This window comes from Gemmatimonadota bacterium (genome assembly GCA_026705765.1).
GTDB lineage: Bacteria > Latescibacterota > UBA2968 > UBA2968 > UBA2968 > VXRD01.
On sequence record JAPPAB010000143.1, the window covers coordinates 1 to 10875 of the forward strand.

General features: G+C 52.8%; 10 protein-coding genes. 6 read left to right on the forward strand and 4 right to left on the reverse strand.

From position 1 onward, the window contains the following. Positions 1–108: 108 nt before the first annotated feature. Together OXH16_18820 and OXH16_18825 are read right to left on the reverse strand one after the other, a co-directional pair. Positions 109–531: a hypothetical protein gene (locus OXH16_18820; protein MCY3683456.1), complete on the reverse strand. Its 423-nt coding sequence runs from the start codon at positions 529–531 to the stop codon at positions 109–111. 33 nt (positions 532–564) lie between these two features. Beyond that, complete coding sequence (locus tag OXH16_18825) at positions 565–981, reverse strand: VOC family protein (GenBank protein ID MCY3683457.1); 417 nt, start codon at positions 979–981, stop codon at positions 565–567. Positions 982–1111: 130 nt separating this feature from the next. On the opposite strand from OXH16_18825, the gene OXH16_18830 reads away from it, so the two are divergent. The 6 genes from OXH16_18830 to trpS all read left to right on the forward strand — a co-directional run bounded on the left by OXH16_18830 (position 1112) and on the right by trpS (position 7681). Further along, positions 1112–2302, forward strand: coding sequence for a Gfo/Idh/MocA family oxidoreductase (locus OXH16_18830; protein MCY3683458.1), 1191 nt, complete (start codon positions 1112–1114; stop codon positions 2300–2302). An 18-nt stretch (positions 2303–2320) separates the two neighbouring features. Beyond that, positions 2321–2740, forward strand: coding sequence for a DUF393 domain-containing protein (locus OXH16_18835; GenBank protein MCY3683459.1), 420 nt, complete (start codon positions 2321–2323; stop codon positions 2738–2740). 1 nt (position 2741) lies between these two features. Continuing rightward, positions 2742–3683 (forward strand): phytanoyl-CoA dioxygenase family protein, encoded by a 942-nt coding sequence (locus OXH16_18840; protein MCY3683460.1) that lies wholly within the window; start codon positions 2742–2744, stop codon positions 3681–3683. Positions 3684–3744: 61 nt separating this feature from the next. Next, complete coding sequence (locus OXH16_18845) at positions 3745–4692, forward strand: mannonate dehydratase (protein ID MCY3683461.1); 948 nt, start codon at positions 3745–3747, stop codon at positions 4690–4692. 66 nt (positions 4693–4758) lie between these two features. After that, positions 4759–6231, forward strand: coding sequence for a hypothetical protein (locus tag OXH16_18850; protein MCY3683462.1), 1473 nt, complete (start codon positions 4759–4761; stop codon positions 6229–6231). Positions 6232–6682: 451 nt separating this feature from the next. Continuing rightward, entirely contained in the window at positions 6683–7681 is a 999-nt protein-coding gene (gene trpS / locus OXH16_18855; protein MCY3683463.1) for a tryptophan--tRNA ligase, read from the forward strand. 5 nt (positions 7682–7686) lie between these two features. On the opposite strand, the gene OXH16_18860 is transcribed toward trpS, so the two are convergent. Next, a complete protein-coding gene (locus tag OXH16_18860; protein MCY3683464.1) occupies positions 7687–8256 on the reverse strand; it encodes a GNAT family N-acetyltransferase in 570 nt (189 codons plus the stop codon). Positions 8257–8270: 14 nt separating this feature from the next. Further along, positions 8271–10875, reverse strand: a 2605-nt coding sequence (gene polA / locus OXH16_18865; protein MCY3683465.1) for a DNA polymerase I, incomplete at its 5' end; no start/stop codon positions are given.

Here is a 10875-nt window from a genome sequence, read left to right on the forward strand (position 1 = left end):
AGTAATTATAACTGGTTCTTCTTGTCTCGTCAATCGGAAAATAGGGATAGAAATGCGTTTCAGGTGACGCATATCTGATAAGCACGGGAAGGCATTTTCCCAGGTAGTCTAAACATCTTGTTCGGTAGTACTGAGCAGGAAAATTTCGGCTTCGACTGTTACGGTATTTGCACCCGCATTGCGAAAAACGATGTAGTAGGTGTCACTGTCGTAAATGGGTAAGCGAAAGGTTTCTCCAGATGTTTCGCCCGGGCTGTAGAGCACTGTGGGCGTGCCCCCTTCTATCCAGGTTTGATACTGGTCTTCGCCCATAACAGCCATCTGAATGGTGCCGTTCTCAACGCTAAATTCGCCCTGGAGGATGACGTTTTGCTGTAAGTCGGTGTCAACGGTAAAGCTAAAGTCTTCAATTGATCCACTCGACAGATTAAATGTTTGATTGACTACGGGTCGGCCCGAATCGGCGGGATTGTCGTCACCGCATGCGGCGATTGCGAATATCAGACACAAAACAGGTATAATTTTGTTCATGATTTTTCCTTTTCCCCGGCAAATGTAAGTTGATCACGTCAATTCGTTTTGAAAAAATTCGATGATTTCGCCATCGGGACCTTTGCAAAAGGCGATGCGTACAGGGGTTTTGTGGGGCTCGCTGGGAATTTCGACGTCTTTGGGTTCTACGGTGATTTGGGCACCGGCTGCTCTGGCGCGTTCTATGGCAGCGTTGCAATCGCTGGTGCGCAGAGCAAAGTGAATAATGGACCCTTCCGGTTTGGGTTCGTCTGTGCCATTGGCGAAAATTTCGAGGTAATTCCCATCTCCGGTGTCGAGCATGATGGCGCGTCTTTTGCCTTCACCCCAGGAAATTTTTTTTTGAAATCCCATCGCTTCGGTATAAAATTTTACGGATGCTTCAAAGTCGTGGGCGCGAATTGCAACGTGGTGAAAGCCCCCACCCCCAATGGTTTTGTTTTGCGACATGACCTGCTCCTCTTTTGTGTTGATTATTGTTTGATTTATCGCAAAGATAGGTTAAGATAAAAATTCCGCAAGCAGATTGATGTTAGACCGGTAGCAGAATGGCGAAAACAAACTTTATTGGAGGGATGTTATGGATCGTCTCAAAATTGCACTTGTGGGCGCTGGACGGCGCGGCGCAGGGGCGCATTTGCCCGTGATTGTGCAGTTGGCAGATGTTTTTGACTTTGTTGCCATTTGCGATAAGGAGGAGGAAACAGCCCAGAGTTTGGCAGCAGAACACGGGGTAAGGGCTTATACGAGTGTGCGCGACCTGGTCGATAATGAAGATATCGATGTTGCCGATGTGGTGGTGCCAGGCGTGGCGCACCATGCGATTTGCTGTTTTTTGGCGCAAGCGGGTGTGCATCAGGTTGTGGAGACGCCTATTGCTATGACTCGACCGGCATCAGATATGATGATTCGAGCGGCGCGAGATGCGGGCGTTTATCTGGAGGTGGCCGAGAATTATTATCGCGCGCCGATTGAGCGGTTAAAGAAGAAGGTGCTCGTATCAGATGTCATTGGGGAGATTGGACGGATCTATCGGATATGTCACGAGGGGGGGTATCACGGGATGAGTTTGTTGCGCGTGCTGGCCGGCGGCAATCCCAGGCAGGTGATTGGGTTGAGCCATACAACGCCTGTGATTCCACATATAGATCGCATGAAGCGGCATCACGAGTTGGAAAGATGGAGTTTGAGTTTTTTGGAATTTGACAATGATGTGGCCGCGCTGATGGTGTATTCCAATGTGATTCACGCGCGTTCACTCGGGCGCAAGCAAGCGGGTATGGATGAGATTGATGGAACAGCGGGTAGCATTGTGGATGGCAATGTCTATGTTGTCCCAAAGGATGAATTGGAAACCGGCGCACAGGGCGTGGCTTATGAACCCGTGCGCGTGACGGAAACGGTAGATGGGGTAAATGTGTTGCGCGAGATTCGCTATGAGTTGCCCGGCGGCGCGATTGCGTGGGAGAATCCATTTGCAAACTATGCACTGAGTGAAGGGCAAGTGGCCGTGGCAGATGAGTTGTTGAGTATCGCCAATGCCGTTCGAGAAGATCGCGAGCCAGATTACGGTGCTGCGATGGGGCGGTTGGATCAGGAGATGAGTCTGGCGGTGAATGCGTCTATTGAGGCCGATCGAGAGACGATTGTGTTCCCGTTGCCCGACGAGACAGAGGTCGAGCACAATATCCATCGCGGATTTGAAGAGCGATTTTTGTGCGCATGGGATGATGTGGAGACTCTGGTGGATGTGTTTTATCCGAGGAGTTAGGTTTTTCGCGGAGGCGTGATGGAAAAACCGATTGTTGTATATGACGGCGAATGTCGTTTTTGTATCTGGAGTGTTCGCCGTATAAAAAAGAAAGACAAGCGCAGTCAGTTTGATTATTTGCCCAGGCAGACGCAGGGGATTGAAGACCATTTTCCAAAGCTGGCGTCGTCGGATTTTAATACGGGTATGCGTCTGGTGGTGGGCAAAGAGGATATTTATGTGGGTGCGGATGCCGTGTATCAAATCTATCGCAGGCTGCCGCCTTTCCATTTGTTTGCATGGTTGTACCGCGTGCCGGTTTTGAATCTCGTTTTTCGGGCGGGATATGCATTGATTGCGCGGTATCGCCACCTTTCAGGCCGCGTGGCGTGCGATACGGGGACGTGCGAGTTGTCTTATGGGGAGCTTGCAGGGAAAAAAGAAGATCAAACGTTTTGACTTGAGTTGTTGTAGGTATTATTTTTTTGATGATACATTCCGGTTCCGTTTGGACGAAGCCGGACGTATCTTTCAGGCCATTTCAAGGAGGATTCCATTGTCGAGTCCGATCCAATTCGGCGAGCCTTTCGGAGAAGAGACTACCCAGGAGATCATCGACCGTTTCCACAGGGACGGTTTCGCGCATATCCCCGGCGTGCTCGAAGCTGGTGAAATGCAGGCGCTGCGAGACCGAACGGATGCGCTTCTCGACGATCCTGTGCTTGCGGAAGAGGAAGACCCCGGCTTGCACGACCGCCGCTACGTGCAAATGCACGGCGAGGGGGATCAACCGTTTATCCTGCGAAACACGATCGCGCTGGACGGAATTTTCAGGGAGATGCTTCTTCGGGAACCGATCTTGAGCCTCGCTGAGGCGATTGTCGGACCCAACTGCCGCTTCTGTGGACAGAATGTGCTGCGAAACCAGTCCGGCGTGGCGATCGAAAGGTGGCACGTGGATGGTGCGGTCCACTTTCCCGTCCCGGAGAGCGTGCCCCGTCACGATCCCCGGATTCGACCGCCAGTGCTCTGGATTACCGTGCAAATGGCACTGAGTGATATCGAGCGGATCGAACATGGTCCCACACAGTACGTCCCTGGAAGCCACCTTTCGGGCAAGGATCCGAACAGTCAGGAGAATCCGGAGTTCGAGGGGCGTGGTCCCGTATCCGTTTTCTGCAAGGCAGGAGACATCTATGTGCAGGATCCGCAGTGCTGGCACCGGGGGGCGCCGAACAGGTCGGATCGCACGCGGTACCTGATGCAGTCTCAGTACGCGGTGGACTGGGCGTTCCGGCGGTTCGGATGGATGAACCGGGTGCCCATTCCCGAAGATGCGCGGGTGTCTGCCAGCGACCGCCTGCTTCAATTGCTCGGCGGCCGCCATCCAGAAGGGGGGTAGCGCTTCTCACGTTCAGTCCACGATTCTCCCCACTCAGATGTACATCTTTAGGAGGTCTCCCATGATCAAAGTAGCTACCTGGTGTCAAGATCCGTCCGATACGACGTTGCGCCAGTTGACTCAGTTGGGCGTCGATTGCGTCGATGCCCTGCCATTGCCGACCGATGACCGTGGTGTCTTCGATCTGGACGAGGCACTGAAAATGAAGAAACGGGTTCATTCCTGGGGTCTGCAGGTGAATCGCATCAGTTTGCCCGGTTTATCGAAGCGGTTCATGGACGAAGAGGATGGTGCTGAGGAGGATCTCGACGTCGCGTGCGAGTCCGTCCGGGTCCTTGGCGAAGCAGGCTATCCTCTTGGACGGGTACACTTCGACTATTCCACGGATCCCTGGATGATTGGACACTATCGGGCATCGCACCGCGGCGGGTACCTTGCCCGAGGGGACAGTCTGTCACTCGCAGAAGGGGACGAGCCGCCGGCCATAGCAGTGCGGGAGCAGCGGTGGAGACGCGTCTGTGCGGCTTACGAACGGCTGGTGCCTGTCGCGGAAGCCGCAGGCGTCAGGCTGATGATGCATCCTTCTGACCCGCCGACGCAGGATGCGCTCTTCGGCGGGCTGGGATTCCACCGGGTGATCGATGCCTTTCCGAACCCGTGTGTCGGCTATCTCTACTGTTGCGGGACACGCGCGGAGGCAGGAGGACTTCCACTCGTTCTGGACGAGATTCACAACTACGGGCGAAAGGGACGTCTCTTCGAGATTCACTTTCGAAATGTACGGGCGAGCTTTGCAACCGCCGGTGCGTTCGAAGAGGTCCTGCTCGACGATGGGGATATGAACATGTTCAAGATCCTGCGCGAGTTGAAGCGGGTGGGTTACGACGGTTGTCTGAATCCCGACCATTATCCAACGCTTGAAGGGGATGGGCCTGCTGGCAATACCCACGCGCTCGCCTACTCAGTCGGGTATATCAAAGCTTTGTTGGCCGCTCTTGCGTGTGAGTAAGGATGTACAGGATCAGAATCAGGCAAACTTTTTGTAGTTAGCATCGACAACAGGAAGGGGTATCTCATGGCCGCTACAGTCCATGTCGGGAGCCGGAAACAGCTTTTCATCGACGCGCGTTTCTTCGATCGGGCCTCTGGCATCAATATCTGTATGAATCCGCCTTTGCAATCCCCCGAGCCAGTGCTCCGGGCGGACAAGCCTTGGGAGAAGCTTGGGATTGGGGCGTACAACACGGTGATCCGGGAAGGGGAACGGCACTTCCGGCTCTGGTACGGCGCACAGATGAAATCGGGAGGTCCGCAGGAAGGGGCGGTTCGTCTCTGCTATGCGGAGTCCGAAGACGGAGTCTCCTGGCAGAAGCCAGAGATGCACCTCGTCCCGTTCCAGGGTAGCACTGCCAACAACATCGTTGCCCCGCTGGATGAGCGTCAGAGTATGCAGGGCGCGACGGTCTATATAGACGAACGCGCGCCCGCTGATTCGCGCTACCGGCTCTGGTCGAAGTACTATCCCAGGGATGACGAGATCGAGGCCGGTGTTCAGCCGGGGCTTTGGGCTATGCACTCACCCGACGGGATCCATTGGACGTATGATGAGGGCCAGCCGAATCCGCCCGACCAGATGTGCGACACCCAGAATGTTTTCTTCTGGGATGACAGCCTGGACCTCTACGTCGGCTATACGCGGGTACACGAAACCCAGCGACGGGACGAGGCGGCGGAAATGGAGCTCGGAAAGCGGTATCGGTCCGTTGGCCGGATCACGTCGCCCGACTTCAAGACCTGGTCGCAGCCCACGCTGATCGTCCTGGAGGGAGATGCGCTGGACCTGGAAGCTCCTCTGCCTCCCCGGTCAATGGATAGGCCGCAGGTCGATTATTACACGAACGCAGTTTACAAGCATCCCGAGGCGGATGATGCGTACTTTATGATGCCTGCCGCTTATTACCATTGGGAAGCGTCCGATTTCCCGGCCACGATGGACGTTCGGCTCCTCACGAGCCGTGATGGGATTATATGGTCGCGTCAGGGAGACCGGGAGCCGTTTATCCGCCGGGGGCTGGATGGGGGACCATCGGGTGGTATGGTGATGGCCAATGTCTGGCCCGTGCTTACCGAGACCGAGATGTGGATCTACTATTCGGGGAGGGGAAGTCGGCACAATGATGAGGTGCGCGACGGTTGGAACACCGGTCTGTTCCGGGCGATCCTGAGGCGGGATGGTTTTATCTCGGCGGATGCGTCTCTCTCTGGCGGAGAGTTTGTGACACCGCCGCTGGCGTTCGACGGCCAGGCGCTCGAGTTGAATGTGGATTGTGGCGGGGGCGGCTGGTTGCTGGTCGAACTGCAGGACGAAGAGGGGCGCCCCGTGGAAGGCTACACGCTGAAGACGTGCGAGACGATTGTCGCCAATGCAATCAAGGCAGGCGTGTCGTGGCAGGGGGCTGGCCGCCGGATCCCCACGGATCGAGGACCGCTGCGGCTTCGCGTCGTGATGCGGTCGGCAAAGCTGTACTCGTTTCGGTTCGTGAGTTAAAGAAAATCAAACGGCTTGACTTGGGGGGGGGAAGTCGTTATTTTCTTCGGCGGTATATTACGGGAGTTTGTTATGACTATGTACGATCACACTTTAACTGATGCGACGCCCGATAGGGTGCTGGCTCCCCGTGTGTCTGAAACCGTCCGTGGTTGGTGGCGTGCCGCTGTGTGGGTTTGCTGACGGATTGTATTTATTTGAGAATTCTGAATTGACCGCCGTCAGCTTTTTGACGGCGGTTTTTTTTGTAGTAGGTATGCGATGTTTTTGAGTGCGATGACAGAGCTGTTTAATGTTGGCAGACGCTGGTGGTGGACAGGCGCAATGGGAGATGTATGTCCACCACCGGATATCTGGCGATCTTTGTTTGTTTGCACCGCGCGCTACCGGAAGGTGGCGCGCTTTTTTTTGGAAATTATGGATTTTTAATAGTTCAAAGAAAGGAACAGAGATGAGTCGCACAATTGTTTTAACAGGTGATCGCCCGACGGGTAAAATGCATTTGGGGCATTATGTCGGGTCGTTGAAGAATCGGTTTGAGATGCAGGATGAGTTTCAGTGTTTTTTTATGATTGCTGATTATCAGGCGCTGACGACGCATAGGGACCGGACAGAGGACCTGGAGCGTCACGTCAGAGAAATGGTGCTGGATTATCTGGCGGCGGGATTTGATCCCAAAAAAAGCGTTTGTTTTTTGCAATCACAGGTGCCGCAACTGGCAGAGTTAACCATGATTTTTTCCAATTTGGTGACGTTGCCGCGTTTGTTGCGGAATCCAACGGTTAAGGAAGAGATGGGTAAGATGGGGTTGGGGAATCGGGTGCCTTACGGGTTTGTGGGATATCCGGTGTCTCAGGCGGCGGATATTTTGCTTTTTCGTCCGCGATATGTGCCGGTGGGGCCAGATCAAAGACCCCATATTGAACTGGCGCAGGACGTGGCTGCGCGATTTAATCGGATTTATGGCGAGGTGTTTCCCCTTCCCGATGGCGTTTATGGCACGCGCTTGAAGGGTACGGATGGTCAGAGCAAGATGGGGAAGAGTTATGGCAATGCCATTGATTTGTCGGATGAAGATACGTCTGTGCGGGCAAAGGTGATGAATATGGTTACCGATCCGGGGCGGGTGCGGGCAACTGATCCGGGAAATCCCGATGTGTGTTCGGCATTTCACTATCGAGAGGTGTTTGATGAAGAGAATGCCGAGCAGGTGGCAAGAGCATGTCGGAGTGGGACGATTGGCTGTACGACGTGTAAAGGCGAATTGGCAGATGTGCTGAATGATTTTATGACGCCGTTTCGGATACGTCGCAAGGGTTTTGAAGAACAGCCCGATCTGGTGCGCGATATTTTGAATCTGGGCGGTTCGAGAGCGCGTATTGAAGGGCAACGCACGCTGGAGCACGTCAAGGAGGTGATGGGGATGGGGTATGATGCGTTGATGGGGTGAGGAGGTTATTTTTTAATTTTTAGCTGGGCGAATACGGCTTCCCAGCGTTCGGGATGGCTTTCGTGGGTGTTGAGGGGTTGGAAGCCCGCGTCGAGGTAGGTTTTGATGGCCGGTAGGCGCCAGTCATCGGTTTTGAGATGTGCTTTTTGATAGCCCAGATCTTTTAAGCGATGGAGGACGAGGGCGTTGAGCAAATGCCCGAGTCCTTTGCCGCGGTGGTCTGCGTGTGCGGCAACCATGTGAACTTCGCCCGTTTCCGGCGATTGGCCGGGTATTTTCCAGGCACACGCGCTGGCTATGGGGTCGTCGTCGTGGGTGATAAAAAAGAGGTTTTCAGCCTGGAAACGGGGATCGCTGGTCAATTGTGCCCGGCATTTCTCCGTTGTCCAGTTGCTGCCCACATTGCCTTCCATGATGCGACACCAGGCGACTTCGTCACCCGAACGATAGGTGCGCGTGGCATAGCCGGTAATGTGCTGAATTTCGGGCAGGTTGTTGAGGTGGTCGCGAAACATTTCGAGTTGCGGCAGGTGTTCGACAGGAGGGGCGAATATTTTTTTCAGCCAGTTGAACATGTGTTTTCCATTTTTTAATGCGCTTCCAGCCAGGTATTTCCCATGCCCATTTCCACGACAATTGGCACGGACATTGGCAGGGCATTCTTCATCGCGTCTTCGATTAGGGGCATCGCGATATCGGCTTCGTCTTTGTGCATGTCAAAGACGAGTTCGTCGTGTACTTGTAGCAGCATGCGCGTTTTTAAGTCCCGTTCAAACAAGGCATCCTGGACGCGGCGCATCGCAATTTTAATCATGTCGGCCGCTGTGCCCTGAATCCGCGAGTTGATTGCGTTGCGCTCGGCACTTTTGCGCGTGGTGGCATTGCGCGAGTGGATATCCCGCAGATATCGCCTGCGTCCCGTCATGGTTTCCACATATCCGTGTTCTCGCGCAAAGTCAATGGTGTCATCCATGTACTTTTTTGCGCCGGGAAATTGCTCAAAATATTGCTCGATTAAATTACCGGCTTCAAATCTCGGAATATTCAGGCGTTGCGCCAGGCCAAAGGCAGAAATTCCATAAATAATGCCAAAGTTTACAGTTTTTGCCTGCCGGCGCATGTCGTCGGTTACATCGCGTTCGTCCAATCCGTAAATTTTCATTGCGGTTGCCGCATGGATATCCAGACCTTCTCGAAATGCCCTGTGCATCTCTTCATCGCGACTGAGTTCAGCCGCTACGCGCAATTCTATCTGCGAATAGTCTGCTGACAAGAGCGTGTAATTTTCATTGCGAGGTACAAAGGCTTTGCGAATTTCGCGTCCCTTTTCCGTGCGAATGGGAATATTTTGTAGATTCGGTCCATGCGATTGCAACCGCCCGGTGGCTGTGACGGCCTGCTCGTAATGCGTGTGGACGCGTCCGGTATTCTTAAAGATGGTTCCCGGCAACATATCCAGATAGGTCGATTTCAATTTTGCATACGTCCGATAATCCAAAATTTGTTCTACTATTTCGTGTTTGTGCTCCAACCGTTGTAAAGTTGATTCATCTGTCTTATACTGCTTTGTTTTACCAGTACGCGGTGCATTGGGGTCGAGTTTTAATTTTTCAAATAGGATATCGCCCAATTGCTTGGGTGAGTTCAGGTTAAATGTTTCACCAGCCAGGTCGTAAATGCGATTTTGGATGGCGGCTAATTCATCTTTCATTTCTTCCGAAAGTGCCTCAATTACAGATGCTTTCATGCGAATGCCTTCGTATTCCATTTGCGCCAGTACAGATACCAGCGGGCATTCTATGTCTTCAAATACGCGCGTTTGTCCCATTTCTTTGATTTTCGGACGCAGAACTTCGGACAGTTGCAAGGTGATGTCCGCATCTTCGGCTGCGTATTCTACGACTTTGTCCAGGGGGACTTCGCGCAGGGTTTTTTGTTCTTTGCCTTTTTCTTTTTCTCCGATTAAAGACTCAATTTTAATGGGTTCATAACCCAGTAATGCCTGCGATAGAGAATTCATATTGAGACGCATTTCGGGTGCGGTCACATAAGCGGCGAGCATGGTATCAAAAACAGGTCCCTGAACCCTGATGCCTTGCCACAATAACACGGCGAGGTCAAATTTGAGATGGTGCCCGATTTTTTCGGTGTCCGGATTTTCCAAAATGCCGCGAAATTCTTCTAATACTGCCTTATTTTTTTCCGGGTCTTCTGGCATTGGCACGTAATATCCCGTGTGCGGTTGAAATGAAAAGGCGAGGCCGAGCATTTCACACGTTCTCGGGTTTAGTCCCGTTGTTTCTGTATCAAAACAAAACGCCTTTTGCTGCGTCAATTTTTCGATCAATGTTGCGCGCTTTTCCGGCGTATCCACGAGGTGATATGTGTGTTCGACATCCGCAATGGTTTTGTGTGTTGATACGCCCGCTACCGCTGTTTCATCGCCGAAGAGCGAGATTTGTTGCTGATCTATATTAAAATCATTTCCAAATAGCCGTTTGCCCAGTGTGCTGAATTCCAATTCTGCGAACAGGGTTTTCAATTTTTGTTCGTCTCGTGTTTTCACTGCGAGATCATCTAATCCAAAGTCCAACGGTACGTTGAGGTGGATGGTGACCAGTTCCTTTGATAACAATGCCTGTTCTCTATATGTCTCTACATTTTCTTTTTGTTTGCCTTTCAATTCATCGACGTGATTGAGCAATCCCTCCACACTGTCGTACTGCGCGATCAATTTTTGTGCGGTTTTTGGCCCTATGCCCGGTACGCCCGGCACATTATCACTCGAATCGCCCATTAGCCCCAGCATGTCTATTACCTGATCTACGCGCTCAATTTCCCATTGTTCCAGTACCTCTGAAACGCCCAGGATCTCAGCGCCGTCGCCCGTGCGTCCGGGTTTGCTGATGAATGTTTTGTTTGAGACGAGTTGTGCGTAGTCTTTATCGGGGGTTACCATATATGTTGTAAACCCGAATTTTTCAGCCTCTTTTGCCAGTGTGCCGATTACGTCGTCGGCTTCATAACCCGGTTTGCGGATGACGGGCACGTTGAACGCTTCACACATTTGGTCGATGTAGGGCAGCGCGCCACTTATGTCTTCGGGCATTTTTTCTCGTTGTGCCTTGTATTCTTTGTATATCTTGTCCCGAAACGTCGGCTCTGGCGTGTCGAAGACTACGGCCAAATGCGAG

Excerpts from the sequence above, each read along its gene's own strand:
- trpS (MCY3683463.1), top strand. The coding sequence starts at position 6,683 with ATGAGTCGCACAATTGTTTTAACAGGTGATCGCCCGACGGGTAAAATG.
- OXH16_18860 (MCY3683464.1), bottom strand. The coding sequence starts at position 8,256 with ATGTTCAACTGGCTGAAAAAAATATTCGCCCCTCCTGTCGAACACCTG.
- OXH16_18850 (MCY3683462.1), top strand. The coding sequence starts at position 4,759 with ATGGCCGCTACAGTCCATGTCGGGAGCCGGAAACAGCTTTTCATCGAC.
- OXH16_18835 (MCY3683459.1), top strand. The coding sequence starts at position 2,321 with ATGGAAAAACCGATTGTTGTATATGACGGCGAATGTCGTTTTTGTATC.
- OXH16_18820 (MCY3683456.1), bottom strand. The coding sequence starts at position 531 with ATGAACAAAATTATACCTGTTTTGTGTCTGATATTCGCAATCGCCGCA.
- OXH16_18825 (MCY3683457.1), bottom strand. The coding sequence starts at position 981 with ATGTCGCAAAACAAAACCATTGGGGGTGGGGGCTTTCACCACGTTGCA.
- OXH16_18830 (MCY3683458.1), top strand. The coding sequence starts at position 1,112 with ATGGATCGTCTCAAAATTGCACTTGTGGGCGCTGGACGGCGCGGCGCA.
- OXH16_18845 (MCY3683461.1), top strand. The coding sequence starts at position 3,745 with ATGATCAAAGTAGCTACCTGGTGTCAAGATCCGTCCGATACGACGTTG.